Source organism: Laspinema palackyanum D2c, assembly GCF_025370875.1.
Lineage (GTDB): Bacteria > Cyanobacteriota > Cyanobacteriia > Cyanobacteriales > Laspinemataceae > Laspinema > Laspinema palackyanum.
In genome coordinates this window covers 17,966-37,783 of the sequence record NZ_JAMXFD010000021.1, presented here as the reverse complement: position 1 = coordinate 37,783, position 19,818 = coordinate 17,966, and the positions used below count along the sequence as shown (strand labels likewise).

Below are 19,818 nucleotides of genomic sequence, written 5' to 3'. Positions count from 1 at the left end.
CAATTTTTTAAAATTTTACCCCTCTAAGGTTTTGATTCTCCGAGTGGGTAACCTTCATCGGCAAGACAGCAGCGAGTGCTTAACAAATAATATCCCCAAACGTTTCTCGAACAAATTGGGCTGCTTTCTCTGCTCCTTCTACCAAAAATTGGACCTGCCCATAAGTTTGATTGATCTTTCTCGCATCAATTTCAACCCGTTGAGACGGATATTTTTGCAGAAGTTCTAGCAAAGAAAGTCTGCCATCATCCGCAGCAGAAAGAACCAAACTCGATCGCAAACCTTCAATCCCTTTACGACCCGAGGGCGGATAAATGGCTTGACTGATCTCGTAGAGGAATAATTCTCCGACAATAAAGTTGAGGGAACGGTCTAAAATTCGGACGCTGGCCGGAATTTCTTGGGTTAAAACCGTCCGAAATAGATCCCGATCAACATCAGCAATTCCTGTCAAAAATCGGATCACCCGAGATGCTTCTCCGGTTTGCCCAAATTCCTGTAGTTCCTGCATGGGAATGGCAATTCGCTGGGGACCATAGGTCAGGACCACCACTTGAGAGGCCGTCGCCGGGGAGGGTGTAAACACCACGAATGAAAGACTGGTCAGAAAAACAACGAGGCTGAGGGCTATAAATTTCACCCACTTTTTGGGTAGCTGGCTCAGACTGGTGACAAAGGTTTTGATTTTTATTTTCATGGCATCGCTCCTGAAGGATTTTTCACCCTTGTTGCTGGCTTCACCCGACCCAAATTATCGGCTCATGAAGCATGAAATAGAGGCAGTCATTCTGCCTCTATAAATTGAATTGAGTTTATTTAGACCACCCTAAGTTATTCGACTTAGAGCCGGTTAAAAGTTCGGGGACTGGTTTGGTGTTAAAATCCGAGCCCAACAATCCATCTTCACAAACCACGTCCGCTAAATAGGTTTGAACTACTTGGGCGATCGCCAAAACATCCGTCGCCAAGAAACTAATTCGGTTATAGCCTTCTTCTAACAGGGGACCACTGACGCTCAACTGTTGTTCTGGATAGTTTTCTAGCAATTCCAAGAGGGTAAAGCTATCGTTGGCTGCTGCAGAAACGAAGGCATCAACGACTTGAGTAACATTTTCCTCTACTGCAATACCCAGAACAGGTTCAAGACGGGTGAGGATAAATTGACCGATGGTGCTGTTGAGAATTCGTCTCAAGAATTCCTGGGAAACTGGAATTTCCTGACCCAAGGCAAACCGTAATGCCTCAATATCGCGCTCGATGATACCCAACCGGGTGCGAAATTCTGCGGGCTCCGCACCTTCGCTCACAAACCGGCGCAAGTCGCCGATCGAGATGGTCTCGCGGGAATCCCCGTACATTAGGATGATTCTCTCTACAGCCATCGCATTGTCACAATTTATGGTAACCGCAGCAGTGACTGCTAAAACCATTGCCAGTCCTAGGGATAAAGCTCTTTTCCAGATCCCATGAAACTGTTTCACCACAAAGGAGAATCTTTGATTAATATCGAACCCAGAGGTTATGTTCATCCACGTACTCCTGATACAACACTTCAGACTTGTCTGTTTTGCAACGTTGACTATATTGATGTTAGAGGATTTTCTCTACCAGTTTTTTGTTCCTGGAAAGATTCCAGAAAATCGACAATCTCTGTGAAAACAGGTCAATCTTATGTTACTACATTTTTTCCCGTATTTTTGCTCATTCTAAAGTTAGATATTTTTAAACTAATAAAATAATCAGATTAGGGATAGTTATTTGTGCAAAGTTATATTATTTCCTTGACAAAAAACTGGCGGTTTTTTTAAAACCAATAACTTCTTGAATCTGTAACCCTTTATTCTGGGTTTTTTCAGCGAAATTTACTCCCAATGAGTTTATAGTTTATGGGAATCCGATAACAAAGGGGAAGAGAAAATCGCCGGTCTGGGTTCGTTGCCCGATAAGCTTTACTGCTCACGGACAATTCTCCTACACTTTTTTATAAATTCTCCCTCCTCACGGATTCCTCTCTTTCATTGAGCTTTTCAGATTTCTAAAAAAAGTTATAAACGAGGTTTAGGGAGTAACTAGGAGATTGAGTTCCTACCAATGGAATTGCGATCGCCCTATAGGAAATTAAATCTTACCCCTTCACTTCTACTACCTTCCGCTTCACTTTACATCCTTTGTCCGGCTAGGAACGGGGAGATAAAAGCATAAATAAATCCCATTGAACATGAGTGTTCTGAGAAATACCCGTTCCACTTATACTCCTGATTTTACCCAAACTATTCAGAACAATTTGACCTTCCGGTGAGGCATTAATTTCCGGGGGTACAAACGTATTCACCCAGGCTAAGAAAGACCCCATATTCAGATAGCAAGAGCCGAGGTTAGCTTGAGGTAACGGTTCCAAAGCCGCTTGGAAATTAAAAGCATTGGCGAGACTCTGAGCCGGTTGCGGATAAAGTTCTTGGAACGGTCCTAGTCCCGTGGTCATCATTAGGGTATTCTCAGAAATCCACCCATGAGCCAATACACTTTCTGTCCTCCCATTCGGGTTGATTACCTCCCAACTGGTGACAGAGTTTTCATTAATTTGATGACGAGTAATGGTAATCGCCCCGGACAACTGATTGGCAATCCGTTCATCGAGTTGAGTTAAGAGGCGTTCCGCACTCTGGCGATCGCTGGTTTCAATCATCGAGCCCATTCCTAATTTCATTGTTTCATCCACGGTGGGGAAAAAGCCCCGATTGGTGGGAAAAACAAAAGTGGTAATTTCGCCATCCATCCAGGGGAGGATATCTTCAGTCACATCTAAACCCAGAGTGGATTGAGTGAACTCAGGGATTTGCTCCAACCCGGGCAAAGTGAGGAAGGTTTGACCCAAAATCGGCCCGATCGCCTGCCACAAATTCAGACTGCCCCCACAGGTGAAGTAGGTGGATGCCGGAAGTCTTGCCGCCATTGGGTTTGGGGTCGGTGACACCCGGGGTTCAGTCTCGGGGGTTTTACCAAACCCCCGAGACTGAGCACGGATCCCTTGGGGTTCGATCCACACCATCAAATCGATCGCACTGTAGGGAGTCGTCACCTCACCCCCTGCGCGATTGATATCCCCGGAAGCGGGTAGAGGAACCAAGCGATTCAACAGGGGAGAGACGCTTGAAAGTTGCGCCAATTGGGGAAAATTGCCATAACCCATCACCAGCGATCGGCCCGATTCAGGATGCCCTAACGTGCGCTGAAACTGGGGATCTGTGGCTAAACTATTGCTCTTGTCTTTAGTTGCAATCCACCGTTCCAAGGGGGCGCTACTCTGGGCCGCTGCCACATATCCCGGAACAATGGCGATCGCCAAACCGGCGGTTCCCGGGACTTCTGGGGCGGGGACTCCGGGGGGCCTGGGAACGGGTTGGGCTGGGACTGTCGGGGTAGCATCGGGCAGAATTGGCCTCGTCTGTGCCAATCCAGGCAACCCTTTGAGCCATTTGCTCTGTTTGAAAGCCAAGAGGGGATTTAAGGCGATCGGCCCGCTTTTTAGGGACCCGGGAGCCTTCCGCTGTTCCCTCGCCATAGGCCCCGGCCATTCTAACAGGGTCACTCCCTGAAACTGACGTTCCCGAGGCTGTCCCTGAATCGCACTCAATTGGGCCACAAAATTAGGGATCCGGTTCGGGTCTTCAATGGGAGCCACCATCACCGCATTCTCCTGGAGAGAGGCCCGGACGGTCCCTCCTGCTCCTGGCATCACGGCGATCGCTGCCCAATCTCCCAACCAGGGTTGGATATCCCGGGCAAAATTCACCTCTGCCGGAATGTAGGGCAAAAATCCCGGCCCAGAAAACCCAGGCGGGAGGTCAATAAACCGATTTAAGCCATTCCAGGCATTAGCGCGGGTATCAATCAGCAACACCCCGCTGATATCCCCAGGTAACACCGTGGTAACTGCCGGAGGCGATGTTGGTGCAACCCCCGCCGGTACAGGTTGGGCTTGCAGTTGTGAACCCGTTGTCAGGACTAAAACAGAAAGCACTGGTAAGGTGACGCGCTTAAGCACTGAGCCATTTCTCCCTTTTGCGATCCACAGCAAGCGTACCCTATTGAAGAGAGTTTCGCAATTTCCGATCTGCCCCTAAAGGAGGAAAACAGTCAGGCGTTCCTTTTTTGAGTCCGATTTTGAGTCCCAATCTCTCCGGTGAGGAGGTTTCCCTAAAAAAAGGGATTAAAGACTAGACATGGGGGATTGACTCTGTTAAAATTTATCTTATAATGGGAGGCTTTGCCAAAATATTATTAAAGTCACCACTCGGATTATAAATATAATACTGTACCGAGTCAAAAAAAAGCAACCCCCTCACCCCTACTTTTTTGCGCGGCTCGTTGTGTGAGCAGCCCTTAATTCAGAAACCCGGTTTAAAAAACCGGGTTTCTTACGAGCTTACAGATGTTGTCTCACATTTACCGAGTGAACATTTCGGCTAACCTCTGCCTCAAACCGAGGCCACAGCGGGGAGCAACGCATCTTTGAGCAATTGGACCTTATCCGTGGCTTCCCAAGGTAAGTCAAGGTCCGTGCGTCCCAGATGACCATAAGCGGCAACATCCTGGTAAAAACGACCGCCTCGTTCTCCAGGCAGACGCTGCAAATTAAAGGTTTGGATAATCCCTGCCGGACGCAGTTCAAAATTCTTCTGAACCACTTCTAGCAATTTATCTTCGTCAACCTTACCCGTACCAAAAGTTTCAATCGTCAGACTCACCGGGCGGGCGACCCCGATCGCATAACTAATTTGTACTTCACACTTCTCGGCCAAACCAGCCGCTACAATATTTTTTGCCACATACCGGCAAGCATAGGCCGCACTGCGGTCTACCTTTGTGGGGTCCTTCCCAGAGAATGCACCCCCCCCATGACGGGAATAGCCGCCATAAGTATCCACGATAATTTTGCGTCCGGTTAAGCCGGAATCGCCTTGGGGTCCACCAATGACAAATTTACCTGTGGGATTCACCAAAAAGCGGGTGTTGTCGTCGGGTTTCACCTGGAGGTCAGCAAAACAAGGTTGAACCACCCGTTCCCAAACATCTTCTTTGATTTTGGCTTGCACTGCCAGGTTGTCGGTAATGTCTCCAATCCCTGGGGTGTGCTGAGTGGAAATTAAAATGGTATCAATGCCCACGGGAACGCCGTTTTCGTAAATCACCGTGACTTGGGTTTTGCCATCGGGACGCAGATAAGGCAGTTCACCATTTTTGCGGACCATTGCCAATCGGCGAGACATCCGATGCGCCAGGGAAATCGGCATCGGCATCAGTTCAGGGGTTTCGTTGCAGGCAAAGCCAAACATTAACCCTTGGTCACCGGCACCGATCGCATCGAGTTCTTCTTCGCTGATCTGTTCGCGGGTTTCTTGCGCTTGGTCAACCCCTTGGGCGATATCAACGGATTGTTCGTCGAGGGCCACCAGTACCGAGCAGCTATTGGCAGAAAAGCCATTTTCGGCATGGGTGTAACCAATTTCTGCAATTTTTTTGCGGGCGACTTCGACAAAGTTCACTTGCGCTTGGGAGGTGATTTCCCCGGTAATCAACACTAAGCCAGTATTGACCACGACTTCTGCGGCGACACGACTTTTGGGGTCTTGGGTAAGCAAGGCATCGAGAATCGTGTCAGAAATCTGATCGCAGATTTTATCGGGGTGTCCTTCAGTGACGGACTCTGAGGTAAATAAGTAGCGACGAGTCAACGTTAAGTCCTCCTGGGATCTGGATAACGATCGTTAAACTATCTTAGTCTGAGGCTGGCAACAGGAAGTTTCAAGATTGAATGAGGATTTCGTCTAAAGAGGCGATCGCCACATCCGCACCAGCAAGGCGATCAGAAGATGCCGGACGCCAGCTAATCCCGATACAACCGGCAGCACCAGCGCGTTTTGCCATCTGAAAATCGGCAGGGGAGTCCCCCACCATCAGAGTGACCCCGGGTTCGACACCGAGGGACTGGCAAGCTTGTAAAAAAAGAGCGGGGTCAGGTTTACTGGGTCCCGAATCCACTCCCATTTGAAGTTGAAGATAGGTGTCGAGCTGATAATGTTGCGCGAAGGCTTGGACTCGTTCGGTACTGGCTGCGGAGAGAATGCCAAGTTTGAGTCCGGCCTGGGAAAGATTGACGATCGCCTCTAAGCAGCCGACAAATAAGGGGGAAGGGGTGGCATTTTTCTTGAAGAACTCATCGGCTTCATCAAATGCGGCCCGAGCAATTTCTAGGGAATCCAGCCAACCGCGTCCGGTTTCAGCAATGTAAGCGGCAGCAGCAATTTCGGTTTCGCCTCGGCTGCCGACGGCAAGCAAGCCCGTGGGGTCGAGGGTGTTATCCATGAGGCCAAAGGCCATGAGGAGAGGGTCTCCGGTGCCGGGAACCCGAGCGTCGATGATGCGCGATCGCTTGTGTCCCAAGAGTCTTAAAAAATCTTCTGAGTCTTCTAAGGTTCCGTCTTTATCAAAGATGACTGCTTCAATGCGCTCGAATTTAATATCTCGACACTGAATGGTGGTCAATGTCTTTTGTCTCCTGTGACGGTGATGATTAACGGGCGATTTCGGGACCGCAAGCCAGCCTATTTTCCCCGAAGGGAGGAAAGAAGGAAAGAATTTGGGGTTCTTTGATGCCCTTGTACTGACTGGAGTGAATGCATCCCTGGCCTCCGTTCAAAACTCCCCCCTTGATAGATGGCCTCCGTCAGGGCACCTCAAGGGTAATTCTTGTGCCGACGGATGACAAAGGAGGGAGCGGTGATGAGGGAGCAAGGGTGAGTGAACCAGGGACGGGGGGATTGCTTCTGAATCCAGTTAGAAGTCTAATCCGTTATTCCCCGCACCCAGTCTCACCGATTACGAAGATCCGGCGATCGCCCAAGTCGGTACGGTCCTAGTCTTCGCTAACCGCAGAGACTTCCTCTTGAGCAACCTCCGTTACAGCAGCAGGCACTTCAATTGCGTCTTCTACAGCAGCAGGCACTTCAATTGCGTCTTCTACAGCAGCAGGCACTTCAATTGCGTCAGCCACGGGTTCCTCCACGGGAGTCACCGGAACTGCTGGCTGCTCTTGTTGTCCTTGCTGCTTGGCCCGCATTTGTTCGCGGAATTTTTGAGCCATTTCTTCAGCGCGATCGAACACCGACTGCCGGTTCTTCACCATATCCCCGGGTTCCGGTTCGAGTTGCTTGGTAGAGAGGGAGATGCGACCCCGTTCTGCATCCAAGTCAATGATCATTACCTTCAGCTCGTCATTGACATTGAACACGCTGTGGGGCGTATCGATGTGATCGTGGGAAATTTCCGAAATGTGCAGCAAACCGCTGACTCCGCCGATATCGATAAAGGCCCCGTAGGGTTTGATGCCGCGAACTGTACCGATGACGACTTCGCCCACTTCCAAGCGGTTCATCTTGCGCTCAACCAACGCTCGACGATGGGATAGAACTAGACGATTGCGGTCTTCGTCTACTTCCAAGAATTTTAAGGGGAGTTCTTCTCCGACGAGTTCTTCTTTGGGTTTGCGGGTGCTAATATGGGACCCTGGAATGAAGCCACGCAACCCTTCAATGCGAACCAGTGCTCCCCCGCGATTGGTTGCAAAGACCTGAGAGCGCACTGTGGCATCTTCAGTTTGCAACTGGCGAACTCGTTCCCAAGCGCGCATATATTCAATGCGGCGGATGCTTAGGGTGAGCTGCCCATCTTCGTTCTCATCAGTTAGGATAAAGAACTCGCGAGTTTCGTTCGATTGCAAGACTTCATCAGGAGCGTCAACCCGGTTGATTGACATTTCCTGAATGGGGATATATGCCGCTGTTTTTGCACCAATGTCAATCAGAGCGCCCCTCGGCTCTAGACTGAATACTGTACCGGCGACGACATCGCCGGGGCTAAAGTGATAGTCATATTTATCGAGAAGAGCTGCAAAATCCTCGTGAGTAAAGCCTACATCTTTGGCGACTGTGTTCTGATTGACCATGCGATTTGATTCCTGGAACTGTTCTCCGTTCGTAGTCGTGTATTTTTTGAAAAGATGTTGTCGATGTTGATGTTGAAGCCGCAAAACGGCTACAAATCTTGAGCAACTGTGAGTCTAGGCTAACCTGGACATTATCAGTGCACCATCACACTCCTTTTCCCTTGGTCGCCTCGGTTGGGCGTCCAAGGTTAAACAAAAAAGTTAGAGTTTAGTTTGGGGCCAGAACACACTAGAGGGAGGGAGTCTGTGCCACGGACTAGCGCGTTTAGACTGCTCCTAGGGGTTCTGCTTCCCCGCTCACAGGCAAAAGGGAAAGAATAGACTTCGAGCAGTTTCCTGTCAAAGATTCAGCCGTTGTTTTTGAGGGCTGGTTCGATTCAAGTTCCGGTTTGGCTTGCAAGCATTCAGATGACGTCAAAAAGACGCTTCCGTACTATTTTAGACGCTTTCCTTTGGAAAATTTTAAGCCTAGAAAAACTATTATAGCTTGAATGCTCCTTTTTGAACACTGAGCTTGGGAAATTTTTCAAACAATTTCTGTACAATCTCTCGTTAAGACCCGCGAAGAGGAACCTCTGGCCGCCTGTGAAGAGGGGACCGATCAATTCATGATCAAGGGCGATCGCTGTCGTTGAAGAGAATTTATTTTAAGGATAGGTTAACGGTTACCTCGGAGTTCACTGACCCTTGATTCCCCTGCTTATGAGTCCTAAATTTGCTCTAGGCTTGAGCTAGAGAAGAGACAGGGGGAGAATCCTGGTGAGCATCATTGAGAGTTAACTGCCCGGGATCATCGGTAGACTTCCCAGAGGACGGGTCTTCTTCCGGGGTGGGGGAGCGGTCACTTAGAGGGCGATCGCTTTGATTTTGCAGGTCCTTTAAAGTATCCACAAAATCACGAATCCCTTGGAATTGTCGATAAACCGAGGCAAAGCGGATATAAGCCACTTCACTGACCTCTTGCAATTGAGCCAGGACCAATTCTCCGATATCATTGCTCGTGACTTCTCGTCTAAATCGCTGTTGCTGCAATTGAGCTTCGATTTCATCGACTAAATTTTCAATTTGTCCAGACTCAACACCAGTTTTTTCGCAAGCCCGAACAATTCCGCGCAGTAATTTAGAGCGATCAAACGATTCGCGGGAGCCATCTCGTTTAATCACTGTGATCGGGACATATTCAATCCGTTCATAAGTGGTAAAGCGACGGTTGCACAGGAGACACTCCCGGCGACGGCGGACGCTTTGACCGGCTTCAGCGGAGCGAGATTCTAGTACCCGACTGTCAGTATGCTGGCAAAATGGACATCGCATGATTTTTGTCCTGTGAGCGAGAGGAACTCCGAGGGGAAGGCAGAAAGAAATCGGGCAGTTATTCAGACGCACGGTCTGTTTTAATCATGGGAGTTCCCGCTCTTAAATCTTCCTGCCTAAACTCGGTTTAAAGCGCAGATTGAGGCTGGCTTGAGGACTGGGGTCCAAAGTCTGGGGGAAAAATCTGAGTCTATCTATATCCTATCTTTGAAGGTTGAATGCGATCGCAAGGACTGCCAAGCCTTCAATGCCTTCTTTTCCCAATGGAATAATTCAGATAGAGGAATCAATTGACTCAGAAATTACCCCCGGATTGTTACTTGCCAATGCGAGGGGGTTCACGGAAGGCGATCGCAAAGAACAGCACACCGATGGCTAAAGTCAGAATTAAGATGTAAGCGACACTCTGCATGATAATAAATTCCTGCTAATCAAAGGTAACACCAGTCTACCAAGCAATAGAAAAAAGGTCTAACAAAATGCACTTGTCTTTTAGGACCAGTCCAGTTGTTAGACCTGACTTGAGAGTTAGAGGTAAACCACTCTAAACTTCTTGTTTGCGGGTGGAAACGTCCCCGACTTTTTGGAACAGACCAAACTCGACCTGCTCTTCGAGATCTGGGTCGATCCCGGCAAACACATCGCGGAAAATCGTCCGAGATCCGTGCCAGATATGACCGAAGAAGAACAGCAAAGCAAAGCAGGCATGGCCATAAGTAAACCAACCGCGAGTGCTCGTGCGGAACACCCCATCAGAGTTGAGGGTTTCGCGATCGAACGCAAACGGTTCGCCTAACTGAGCTTTCCGAGCATACTGCTTGACTAAAGTGGGTTCGCTCACGGTTTTTCCGTTAAGTTCTCCACCATAGAAGCTCACCGTTACGCCGGTTTGCTCAAAGCTGTATTTAGATTCAGCACGACGGAAGGGAATATCCGCCCGCACAATACCATCAGCGTCAGTCAAGACCACTGGGAAAGTTTCAAAGAAGTTGGGAAGACGACGCACCGAGAGTACGCGACCTTCACCATCTTTAAACACGGGATGACCCAACCAACCTTGGGCGAGTCCATCACCAGTGTTCATGGGGCCTACGCGGAACAGACCGCCTTTGGCGGGGTTGTTGCCGACGTAATCATAGAACGCCAGTTTCTCAGGAATTTGGGACCAGGCTTGTTCTAGGTTATCCCCTTGAGCCAGGGAGGTTTGCACGCGCCGATCAATTTCCTGCTGGAAGTAATTGCTATCCCACTGATAGCGGGTTGGACCAAACAGTTCAATCGGAGTGGTGGCGGAACCGTACCACATGGTACCGGCGACCACGAAAGCGGCGAAAAAGACGGCAGCGATACTGCTAGAGAGCACGGTTTCAATGTTCCCCATCCGCAGGGCTCGGTACAACCGCTCAGGCGGACGTACAGATAAGTGGAAAATGCCAGCAATAATGCCGACAATCCCTGCGGCAATGTGGTGAGCCACGATACCACCCGGGTTAAAGGGGTTAAAGCCATCGGGTCCCCACTCCGGCGCAACGGGCTGGATATGTCCCGTTAAGCCATAGGGGTCAGAAATCCACATCCCCGGTCCGAATAACCCTGTGAGGTGAAATGCTCCAAATCCGAAGCAGAGCAGACCCGACAGGAATAAGTGGATGCCAAACATTTTAGGCAAGTCCAGGGCGGGTTCGCCGGTGCGCGGATCGGTGAACAGTTCCAAATCCCAATAAACCCAGTGCCAGCAAGCTGCTAGGAACAGCAATCCGGACAGGACAATATGGGCGGTAGCCACCCCTTCAAATGACCAGAACCCAACGTCGGCGGCGCTTTCGCCGGTAATGCTCCAGCCTCTCCAAGAATCGGTCACGCCGAGGCGAGCCATGAAGGGCATGACGAACATCCCCTGACGCCACATGGGGTTCAGGACGGGATCACTCGGATCAAAAATCGCCAGTTCATAAAGGGCCATTGAACCGGCCCAACCTGCCACCAGAGCCGTGTGCATTAGGTGAACGGCAATCAACCGACCCGGATCGTTCAAAACGACTGTGTGTACTCGATACCAGGGTAGTCCCATTGACTACGCTTCCTCCTCAGTTTGAGTTATCTATTTGGACGCTATCTTTGAGCCTTTTATAAAGTCAAAGCGTTTTCACTGGGGGCCAAGCCTTAAAACTGGGGGCTTGACAGTGGCTGCGCGATGACTATCGCATCTCAAAAATGAGACAGTATTTAAAGAAGTGTAACTATTGATGGAATCGAATGCAAGAGTTTTGGTTATTGATGTCAAGAAAAGCGATCGCCTGATTCCAATGGCGGCTGCTGATTTCTGAAAACCGGCTGCATCCGGATTCCCCAGTCTCTCAGGGTTGTGTTCCCCTAGAGTGACTGGTTAAAGCCTGTAATCTGACAAATCCCCAGAGAATCGGTACCTCAGCCGAGGTGACTCCTTCAGGCAAGGACCTTGGGAGTTGGGGGTTTAGGTTGCACCCAGATTCGCAAAATTGGGCCGATTAATCTGGCAGGTAGCTTCTGAGGCGGATAAGCGCTCGATAACTTGATCCCCACTCATCAGACGCCGCAGCACGACTTGCCCAATGGTAGAGGCCCCACTAGATGAGGGGGAAATTGGTTTGACTTCTACCATGATTACGGAGTCTTCCACCCGATAGAGCCATAATTTTTCGTCATTATTCTCCACAATGCAAAAATTTATTTTCTCGATTTCAGGTTCGCGTCTCCATGCGACTGCATTCCACAGTCCTTCAACGCCCCAAACGCGACCCACGGTCCAGCCTTCTGTTAGAAAAAAATATTTCACGCACTCCCCTTGCCATCAGACGAAGAATCTGCTGTTTTAAGATATCGCAAAAATACCCACTGTTTGAATTTATCCCGCACGAACTCCAGGGTTGCTAAATCCAGATACTTGGGTTCTGGGATTTCCGGTTCTTCCAGATCCGGGTTCCTCTCCCACCGGGTTGAACACAAATGTTATCGATTTTGTTCTGGATTTTTGTGCTTTAACCGATGTCTAAGTCGCCATCTCCAAAACATCAGCCCGGATCGCTATGGGTACGAACCCTGGACTATTTGTTGCTCTTGGCCCTGGTTACGGGCGCGATCGCCTCGGGAGTGAGTATTTTTTCTAGGTCGGATTGGTTAGCTCGTTCCGATCGCACGGCGATCGGCCCCAATCGCCTGTTTAGACCCTAAACCGCCTGCTCAGGACTGACCCAACCTCTCTATATAATGTTGTTTAAAAGAATGGAAGCTTACGCCCTTCAAAGTGGGCGTTTTTTTCTTTCACCCTGGGTTATTAAAGACGGTGGCGATCGCCTCACTTTCAGACAAAGGCTGGGCTAAACTCTAAATTATTCCCTTTTTTGGCTAACCGCTATGAACATCAAAACTAAAGGCTCATTTGTGATTCTGGGGATGGCGATCGCTGCTGGTTGTATCGGATTATCCTTCCGCGCAATGGGAGAAACAACCGCCATTGTGGGAAATTGTGCCGAATTTGACTGTCCCGAACTTTTGAATCAATTAGAAGAGAGTTTCCCCGAGGAAATCACTCAAGCTACATCCCAATGTAGTGAGCCTCAATTTATTGGCATGGATGTCTGGGAACAGAATGACAGTCGCCGAGTTAGCTTGAATTGCTGGAACGCAGAAAGAGATAATGATGGTGAATATCGAGAAGGTGTACCCTTGGGTCAGTTTCCACTTCCCGGAGAAGAAGAGAGCTTTGGCAGTTCTTGGGGTTGTTACAATAATCCCCTCTGCGAAGAACGGGTCAGTGCTTTACAAGAAACCTATCCGGAGGAAACGCGAAACCATGAAATACAATGTGGCCGATTCGGGGGAGAGTTACAGCTAGTAGTCTCTGAAGCTCGGCAAACAGTTGACATTCAATGCGTCTTTTCTGCTGGCGTCACTTTAGTGGATACCGATGACGATGGCGTATCCGATGGCGAGAATGGTAACGGAACATTGGTGGATAATATCCTCGGCTCCTTTCCCCTACCGTAGGATGTTCTAAGAGAGCTAAACGGCAGGGTAGGGATTACATCAAAAGACCAACAAACTAGGTTTCTGGGTCTTTTATAATTCTTCAGTAAAGGGGGAGAGGGAAACGACTGAAGTCGTTACTACGAACAGTGATTTTCCCGAACTCCCCTAGGGAATAACAATGGATGATTATTGGAGACGAGTGAGGGCTTCTCGGAGTTGTTGTTCGGATTGGGGATTGGTTTTGACGATTTCGGTGATTTCGTTAAAGCGTTGGACGGTTAATCCGTTACTGGTGACTAAGTTTTTTGAGCCTTCGCAATAGTTGACAACGATCGCCTTGACTTCGCGATCGAGTTGGTTGACTGAATCGGTATTTCGGCAGTCAATGGCGGGGACGTAATTGAGGATTGTTTCAACTTCTTGGTAAGCTTGCGATCGCTGTTGTTCGATCGCCAAGATGGACCGGGCGTAGTTCTCTATTTCTTCCGGGGTAATGCTTTGCGCCGAAGCGGAATGCGTTCCAATCCAGTTGGCAGATTCCAGGGTGAGATGGGGAACAGAACCTGTGAGGATTCCCAAGGCGGAAAGCGCACCGACGCAAAGGAGTTTTGCTCGGATTCCCTTAACATGAAAACCGGACAATTTTTTCATCATCATAACATCCACAGGTGATAGATTTACTAAGAATAATCTCTATTTGATTGGGGACCCCAAGCTTTTTTTGATGGCAATCGTTAACCCCCTGGAGTTGCTTTTTATGATTCTACTCTACCGGGTTTAGTTCCGGTTTAGTGGGTTGATACTGCTGCTTTACAAAAATTTTACCGAAATGAACTTTGACTACAGAGTTGACAGAGTTCTATGGTTTTGGTTTGGAGGGTGGAGAGTTCTTCTGTCCCGCGTTTGAGGCTGACTTCTAGTTCGAGGAGAAGGGCTAAGATTTGCTCTAATTGACCGAGGGAAAGGCTGCTGACTTCTTTTCTTAAGAAGTAGATTCGTTTAAAGTTGCCGATTTCCGCAGCAGCAGCGATCGCCTTTTCGTCGCGCTCACCACTTTCTATCATCAGCTTAACCCAGAACCAGGTTCTAAATTGCCCGGTGAGGGTGGCAGAAATTTTTAGGGCGGGTTCGTTCCGGTTAATCAAATCTGCGACTAATTCTAAAGCGGTTCCTACATCTCCTTGGCGAATGGCACTGGCAAGTTGTAAGCTGTTTTGAGTCGTTGCAGTGACGAGTTGATCCACTGTCGCCGCGCTCAGGGGTTGGGGTCCGGCACTCAGGGAATACAGGTGCAACTTTTCCAGGGCATTATACAGCGATCGCGTATCATTGCCGACGGATTCGGCCAACAGGTCCACGGCATCCGGGGTGAGTTTGACTCCCACTTCCTGGGCGACTTTGCGGACGGATGAGACGATTTCATCATGCTTCCAGGGGGGTAAGGGCGAAAATTCCTCGACTTTGGCGTACTTTTGTAACAGTTTGGTGGTTTTGAGTCTGCCATCGGGTTTATTGGGGGTTGTCAGTAGCAGGACGTTGGTTTCGGGGATCACCGGCAGGGTGCGTTCCATTTCCGCTAAGACTTCGCCGGATGCCTGTTGACAAACGTTGGTATCCACCAACCACACAAAGCGTCCCCCACTGCCAAAGGGCGGGGTGACAGATTGATTAAGGCCCTGAATCACGGCATCGGACTGTTCGGGGGAAATTTTGTCGGCGTTAAAGGTGGCCCAAGCGGGATCCAGGGTGCGATCGCGCAACGCATTGACTGCTTTTGCCATTGCAAAGTCATCTGATCCCCAATAGAGGTAAATTGTCATATAGAAGACTATGGATAAGATCCCCGGGTCAAAAACACAGGAGGGTTAACCCTTCCTTTAGGATAAAAGAGATTGGCAATGGTCATACCACTGATCCCCGTTCAGGGCGAAAGGCTCAGAATGGAGTCATTCTCACCGCATCTAAGACGAACGCGAAACCCTTTATAGATATAGACAAGCGAGGCAATAAGAATTGGACGATACTTTACAAACCTATTTGAATCGAGTGGCGCGGATGACCCTAAAAGACGCCTATCAGTCGGGACTCCAGCATATTCAGACTTCTCCTAAATTTCAGGCGACTGAGGGTGGGGCCAGAAAGCCGGTGTCTTTTCCAGGGTACACGGTGATTACCCCACCGATGAGAGAAGATGTTGAAAATCAAGAGTTTTATAACAATATCGAGAGTTGTCAGCAACAACTTCTGGAGATGCTGGCACCGGGTTTAATGGTGCCGGTCCCTGGGGATAGCTTTCATGTCACCCTCGCGGATTTAATTTGGGACCGCAGTTACCTCGATGCGTCGGCAGAAAATCCCAACTATGATGAGCAACTGAGATCGGCGATCGGCCAAAGTTTCCAGCAATGCCAGTCCCTTGCTGGCGGTCCCCCGATTCGCTGGCAGGCCCTGGGGGTGATGTTGCGGACTCGGGCGATCGGGATTTGTTTAGCGCCGAAAAATGAGAAATCCTACGAGCAAATCGTCCAATTGCGGCGATCAATTTATCAAAATCAACAGTTAATGGGGTTAGGAATCGAGCAGCAGTATCATTTTACTGGCCATATTACCTTAGGCTATTTTGCAGAGATTCCCTCCAGTTTGGACCGGGAGCATCTCAGCAGCGTCTTAGCTGACTTTAATGATAAATGGCTGGATAGTCCCCAAGAAATCGTCATTCAAAGAGCCGAAATTCGCAAATTTGACGATATGACCCGCTACTATCGCGAAGAAGATTGGCCGGTGTTTCAATTTTGAGCAGGAGACTATAAGAGTCATTGGTCATTGGTTGTTGGTCCTGAGTATTCAAAAAATCAAAGGACAAAGGACAAAAAACCAATGACCCCGACAAATATTGTGAATTTTAATGGGATAAACTCAGTGGCGATCGCAACGAAAATAAACGGATGATTCATGTAATAGGAATTGGGTTGGATGGGGTAGCGGGACTGACGGAACCCGTGCGCCACATTATTGAATCGGCGAATCTTCTGGTGGGAAGCGATCGCCAGTTGAGTTATTTTCCCCTACATCCAGCCGAACGCCTGGTTATCGAAGACATTGGTCTTACCTTTAAAACCCTCTGCCGTCAGTTAATTCGCTGGAATTCCAGTTCATTAGAAAGTCCCGCAACCCCAACCCTGGTGGTTCTCACCAGTGGTGACCCGTTATTTTTTGGATTGGGACAGTTACTGTTAGCAGAACTGCCTGCGGACCAGATTGATTTTCATCCCCATTTAAGCTGCATCCAATTAGCCTTCAGTCGCATTAAAGTCCCTTGGCAAGATGCCCGAATTGTCACTGCACATGGACGCACCTTAGATGAATTATTAACCGTATTGCGGGAAGGTGTATCAAAAGTTGCCATTCTCACCAATGGCCAAAATAGTCCCAGTACAATTGCGCGTCTGCTGCTATCATTGGATTTACCCAGCCGTTATGACTTTTGGGTATGTGAAAACCTCGGCGGTTCCGATGAGCGTATCCAGATTTTTCCAGTTCAGCAAAGTGATGATATTATCGCCTTAGAATCCCAAAACTTTTCCTCCTTAAATGTGGTGGTGTTGGTGCGGCAGTTGGGTCATCTCCCTGAAAGATTAGAGATTCAGAATTTACCTACGTTTGGATTACCGGATAGTACCTTTTTAACCTTTAGCGATCGCCCCGGTTTGATGACGAAGCGAGAAATTAGAATTCTCATCCTAGGGGAGTTAGGACTCCAATCGGGTCAAATTGTCTGGGATATTGGGGCGGGAACGGGTTCAGTTTCCATTGAAATTGGGCGATTATTTCCCAAATCTCAAATTTATGCCATTGAAAAAACCGGCGCGGGGATTTCTTTAATTGAGCAAAATTGTCAACGCCTTCATGTACGAAATGTGATTTCAATTCATGGGATCGCCCCGGATATTTTAGACCGACTTCCGGTTCCCCAGCGAATTTTTATTGGGGGAACCGGGGGACAATTGCGGACAATTCTGGGGTTTTGTGGGGGACAATTGGCAAAAGGAGGAACAATGGCGATCGCCTTAGCAACCCTCGAACATTTGAATGAAGCATTAAATTGGGTCAATGAACGCCAGTGGGATTATCGCATCTTGCAGGCGAATTTATCCCGTTCCGTTCCCATTGCTCATCTAACCCAATTTTTTCCCTTGAATCCCGTGACAATTCTCACCATTAATAAGCCGGAATTTTAGGAATTTAGTACAGGAGAGGATTGAAACAACGGAATTTTAAACATTTTTTTGATAGGGAACAATAACCCTAATAAAAACCTAATTTCTCATCCTCCAACTGACGCAACTGTTCAAAGAGACGATACATATCCTGAGCAAACTTTTTAGGATTCCACAAGGGGGCGAGAGTTTCCGCTGTTTTGGATTGGATTAACTGCTGTTTAATTTGCTGATGGAAGCGTTGATCGCATCCGAAGCGGACCCCCCACTCCACATACTCCTCCCAACTCCATGCCACTCCCGCTTGGATTCCCAAAGCTTGTAAGAAAGAATAGCCCATTCGAGAGAGAAATTGTTCCCCACTGCGGGTCACCAGGGGGAGGTTAAACCATAACGCTTCTAAGGTATGGGTTCCGCCATTATAGGGATAGGAATCGAGTAAAACATCGGCTAATAAATAGAGGGTTCGATGTTCTTCTTCAGTGCGAGTTCGGGGTAAAAAATGAAGGCGCGAAAAACTGACATTTTGGAGCTGGCATTCTTGTTGATAAGTGGCAGAAATGACAGCGCGATCGCCTTTTCCTTTGTAGAGTAAAACACTCTCAGGAACTTGGTTGAGGATGGCAACTTGAGCGCGGACTAAATCCCCATTAAATTTACGTCCGGGGGCCACACAAAGATAAACCACCTGGTTTGAATTAATTCCCAAAGAATGTCTCAAAGTATCGCTGTCAGCTTTCATTCGCTCAAATCCCGAACTCGCCACAAAGGAATCCGGCATTCGGATTAATTGTTCTTGATAGTAGGATTCAGTTCCCTGGGGGTGAGTCTGCCAATCCCCAAGAAAGTAGTTTTTTGAGGAAATAAACGGGGCCTCAAAGCCCAACCAAGAAATACAAATAGGGGCGGGACGAGAGGCTAGAATTTCAATATTCGTATCAATAGTTAACGAGTCTAAATCAATTAAAATATCTAAGTTATCATTCTGGATTTCTTCAAAAATAGTTTGACGACTGACTCCTTCAGAGGGATGATAGAATTTAGCGGCTAAGTTTTCAAAAATAGTCGTGCGATCGTCCGGTTGGAGAGGACCTGTGACATACAGATATAAATCCGGCGTGAGTAGAGATAACTCGCGAAGGATATCTGCACTGCACCAACCCACGGAATGTCGCTTGTAATGGGGAGAAATGATGCCAATTTTTAACGGGGTTGAGGCAAGGCGAGGGCAGAGATTACGGGATGGAGGGGGAGTCTTGAAGCGCGGTATGGTGGGAAGAAAGCGTTGAGAAATTTGGCGATAAAAGTGAGAATTTTGGCGGATATTATCGCGGATATTGGTGAGGATATAAAAGCTGTTGTAATACAGACGTTGGATATCCCGATCGCAAAGGTTGTCTAAATTTTTCAGGACTTGCGACTCTAAAGTTAAAAAATGCTGGTAGGCATTTTGAGCGCTGCCTGCTTTGAGATAGGCACTAATCCAGGCGATCGCTGCCATTGATTGCCCTTCCCCTTGACAGTGTTCTATATAGCAGTCGGCAGATTTACGCGCAGCGGCAAAATTGTCAGAACTGCTGAATAATTCATATAAATTCCAATGCGCTTCTACTAAATCCGGTTGAAGGGATATCGCTGTTTTATAGCTATTAATGGCTTCTTCCATCCACCCTTGTTGCCGGTAAATGATGCCTAAATGAACATGAGCTTCCGCTGAGGTAGGTTCAAGTTCTAAAGTTGTTTGAAACAGGGACCGCGCTTCTTCTAACTCGCCTTGATTTAGCAAGTCTGTACCCAAGGTAAAATAACCGGAAGCGCCGACTAATTTGGGATTCATATTAAGGGCTTCTTTTTGATAAAATATCCCTTGATTGAGCTCTCCGGTTTCTTTGAAGACTTTCCCTAAGTTCCAGTAGAGTCCCGCTAAATTGGGGTTAAACTCTAGGGCGGTTTGATAGGCGGCGATCGCCTGTGTAAAATCTCCTTGCTGATAGTAAAGGGTCCCGAGGTTTCCGTGGGCTTCTGCAAACTCAGGACAGAGGGCGATCGCCCTCTGATAAGCCCGAATTGCCGCCTCAAGTTTCCCCGATGCTTGTAACAGATTACCCAGGAGTTTGTAACTGGGGGCAAAATCGGGCTGTATCTGAATCAATTGATGGCAAATCGTCAGGGCTGACTGTAATTCTCCCTGACGGTAATATGCCTCCGCTTGCTCAATTAATGCTTCAACGGGGTTATCCTCTTTTTGGATGAGGTGGGGCTGATTCATAATTA

17 protein-coding genes are annotated in these 19,818 nt (G+C 48.4%); 4 read left to right on the top strand and 13 right to left on the bottom strand.

Going from position 1 to position 19,818, the window contains the following annotated elements; genetic code table 11:
• Positions 1-79 precede the first annotated feature (79 nt).
• The 10 genes from NG795_RS20555 to NG795_RS20510 all read right to left on the bottom strand — a co-directional run bounded on the left by NG795_RS20555 (position 80) and on the right by NG795_RS20510 (position 12,134).
• Entirely contained in the window at positions 80-697 is a 618-nt protein-coding gene (locus NG795_RS20555) for an alpha/beta hydrolase (protein WP_367290513.1), read from the bottom strand.
• A gap of 115 nt (positions 698-812) precedes the next feature.
• Complete coding sequence (locus tag NG795_RS20550; RefSeq protein ID WP_367290512.1) at positions 813-1,529, bottom strand: alpha/beta hydrolase; 717 nt, start codon at positions 1,527-1,529, stop codon at positions 813-815.
• Positions 1,530-2,176: 647 nt separating this feature from the next.
• Positions 2,177-4,045, bottom strand: coding sequence for a DUF3352 domain-containing protein (locus NG795_RS20545; RefSeq protein ID WP_367290511.1), 1,869 nt, complete (start codon positions 4,043-4,045; stop codon positions 2,177-2,179).
• A gap of 433 nt (positions 4,046-4,478) precedes the next feature.
• Positions 4,479-5,735, bottom strand: coding sequence for a methionine adenosyltransferase (gene metK / locus NG795_RS20540; protein ID WP_367290510.1), 1,257 nt, complete (start codon positions 5,733-5,735; stop codon positions 4,479-4,481).
• A 70-nt stretch (positions 5,736-5,805) separates the two neighbouring features.
• A complete protein-coding gene (locus tag NG795_RS20535) occupies positions 5,806-6,546 on the bottom strand; it encodes an HAD family hydrolase (RefSeq protein WP_367290509.1) in 741 nt (246 codons plus the stop codon).
• A gap of 370 nt (positions 6,547-6,916) precedes the next feature.
• A complete protein-coding gene (locus tag NG795_RS20530) occupies positions 6,917-8,005 on the bottom strand; it encodes a 30S ribosomal protein S1 (protein WP_367290508.1) in 1,089 nt (362 codons plus the stop codon).
• A gap of 720 nt (positions 8,006-8,725) precedes the next feature.
• Positions 8,726-9,319 carry a transcriptional regulator NrdR gene (gene nrdR / locus NG795_RS20525; RefSeq protein WP_367290507.1) on the bottom strand — a complete coding sequence of 198 codons (594 nt, stop codon included), beginning with the start codon at positions 9,317-9,319 and terminating at the stop codon, positions 8,726-8,728.
• 316 nt (positions 9,320-9,635) lie between these two features.
• The gene (locus tag NG795_RS20520; RefSeq protein WP_015148751.1) at positions 9,636-9,731 is read right to left on the bottom strand and encodes a photosystem II reaction center protein T; all 96 of its coding nucleotides are present in this window, start codon (positions 9,729-9,731) and stop codon (positions 9,636-9,638) included.
• Positions 9,732-9,863: 132 nt separating this feature from the next.
• Positions 9,864-11,390 carry a photosystem II chlorophyll-binding protein CP47 gene (gene psbB / locus NG795_RS20515; protein WP_367290506.1) on the bottom strand — a complete coding sequence of 509 codons (1,527 nt, stop codon included), beginning with the start codon at positions 11,388-11,390 and terminating at the stop codon, positions 9,864-9,866.
• Between the two features lie 402 nt (positions 11,391-11,792).
• Positions 11,793-12,134: a hypothetical protein gene (locus NG795_RS20510; RefSeq protein WP_367290505.1), complete on the bottom strand. Its 342-nt coding sequence runs from the start codon at positions 12,132-12,134 to the stop codon at positions 11,793-11,795.
• A gap of 209 nt (positions 12,135-12,343) precedes the next feature.
• Between NG795_RS20510 and NG795_RS20505 the strand changes: the two genes are divergently transcribed.
• Positions 12,344-12,529, top strand: coding sequence for a hypothetical protein (locus tag NG795_RS20505; RefSeq protein ID WP_367290504.1), 186 nt, complete (start codon positions 12,344-12,346; stop codon positions 12,527-12,529).
• Positions 12,530-12,712: 183 nt separating this feature from the next.
• The gene (locus NG795_RS20500; RefSeq protein ID WP_367290503.1) at positions 12,713-13,345 is read left to right on the top strand and encodes a hypothetical protein; all 633 of its coding nucleotides are present in this window, start codon (positions 12,713-12,715) and stop codon (positions 13,343-13,345) included.
• Between the two features lie 168 nt (positions 13,346-13,513).
• Here NG795_RS20500 and NG795_RS20495 read toward each other — a convergent pair whose 3' ends face one another.
• The gene (locus NG795_RS20495; protein WP_367290502.1) at positions 13,514-13,984 is read right to left on the bottom strand and encodes a DUF4168 domain-containing protein; all 471 of its coding nucleotides are present in this window, start codon (positions 13,982-13,984) and stop codon (positions 13,514-13,516) included.
• Between the two features lie 164 nt (positions 13,985-14,148).
• On the bottom strand, positions 14,149-15,147 hold the full coding sequence (gene holA / locus NG795_RS20490; protein ID WP_367290501.1) for a DNA polymerase III subunit delta: 999 nt from the start codon (positions 15,145-15,147) through the stop codon (positions 14,149-14,151).
• Positions 15,148-15,340: 193 nt separating this feature from the next.
• On the opposite strand from holA, the gene NG795_RS20485 reads away from it, so the two are divergent.
• Positions 15,341-16,123: a DUF1868 domain-containing protein gene (locus NG795_RS20485; protein ID WP_367290500.1), complete on the top strand. Its 783-nt coding sequence runs from the start codon at positions 15,341-15,343 to the stop codon at positions 16,121-16,123.
• A gap of 149 nt (positions 16,124-16,272) precedes the next feature.
• The gene (gene cbiE / locus NG795_RS20480; RefSeq protein WP_367290499.1) at positions 16,273-17,565 is read left to right on the top strand and encodes a precorrin-6y C5,15-methyltransferase (decarboxylating) subunit CbiE; all 1,293 of its coding nucleotides are present in this window, start codon (positions 16,273-16,275) and stop codon (positions 17,563-17,565) included.
• Positions 17,566-17,632: 67 nt separating this feature from the next.
• Here cbiE and NG795_RS20475 read toward each other — a convergent pair whose 3' ends face one another.
• Positions 17,633-19,813 (bottom strand): O-linked N-acetylglucosamine transferase, SPINDLY family protein, encoded by a 2,181-nt coding sequence (locus NG795_RS20475; protein WP_367290498.1) that lies wholly within the window; start codon positions 19,811-19,813, stop codon positions 17,633-17,635.
• Between the last annotated feature and the right edge of the window lie 5 nt (positions 19,814-19,818).

Bases quoted from the DNA above. Each gene is read 5' to 3' on its own strand.
- NG795_RS20555 (WP_367290513.1), bottom strand. From the start codon at position 697: ATGAAAATAAAAATCAAAACCTTTGTCACCAGTCTGAGCCAGCTACCC.
- NG795_RS20550 (WP_367290512.1), bottom strand. From the start codon at position 1,529: ATGAACATAACCTCTGGGTTCGATATTAATCAAAGATTCTCCTTTGTG.
- NG795_RS20530 (WP_367290508.1), bottom strand. From the start codon at position 8,005: ATGGTCAATCAGAACACAGTCGCCAAAGATGTAGGCTTTACTCACGAG.
- nrdR (WP_367290507.1), bottom strand. From the start codon at position 9,319: ATGCGATGTCCATTTTGCCAGCATACTGACAGTCGGGTACTAGAATCT.
- NG795_RS20520 (WP_015148751.1), bottom strand. From the start codon at position 9,731: ATGCAGAGTGTCGCTTACATCTTAATTCTGACTTTAGCCATCGGTGTG.
- psbB (WP_367290506.1), bottom strand. From the start codon at position 11,390: ATGGGACTACCCTGGTATCGAGTACACACAGTCGTTTTGAACGATCCG.
- NG795_RS20505 (WP_367290504.1), top strand. From the start codon at position 12,344: ATGTCTAAGTCGCCATCTCCAAAACATCAGCCCGGATCGCTATGGGTA.
- NG795_RS20500 (WP_367290503.1), top strand. From the start codon at position 12,713: ATGAACATCAAAACTAAAGGCTCATTTGTGATTCTGGGGATGGCGATC.
- NG795_RS20495 (WP_367290502.1), bottom strand. From the start codon at position 13,984: ATGATGATGAAAAAATTGTCCGGTTTTCATGTTAAGGGAATCCGAGCA.
- holA (WP_367290501.1), bottom strand. From the start codon at position 15,147: ATGACAATTTACCTCTATTGGGGATCAGATGACTTTGCAATGGCAAAA.
- cbiE (WP_367290499.1), top strand. From the start codon at position 16,273: ATGATTCATGTAATAGGAATTGGGTTGGATGGGGTAGCGGGACTGACG.
- NG795_RS20475 (WP_367290498.1), bottom strand. From the start codon at position 19,813: ATGAATCAGCCCCACCTCATCCAAAAAGAGGATAACCCCGTTGAAGCA.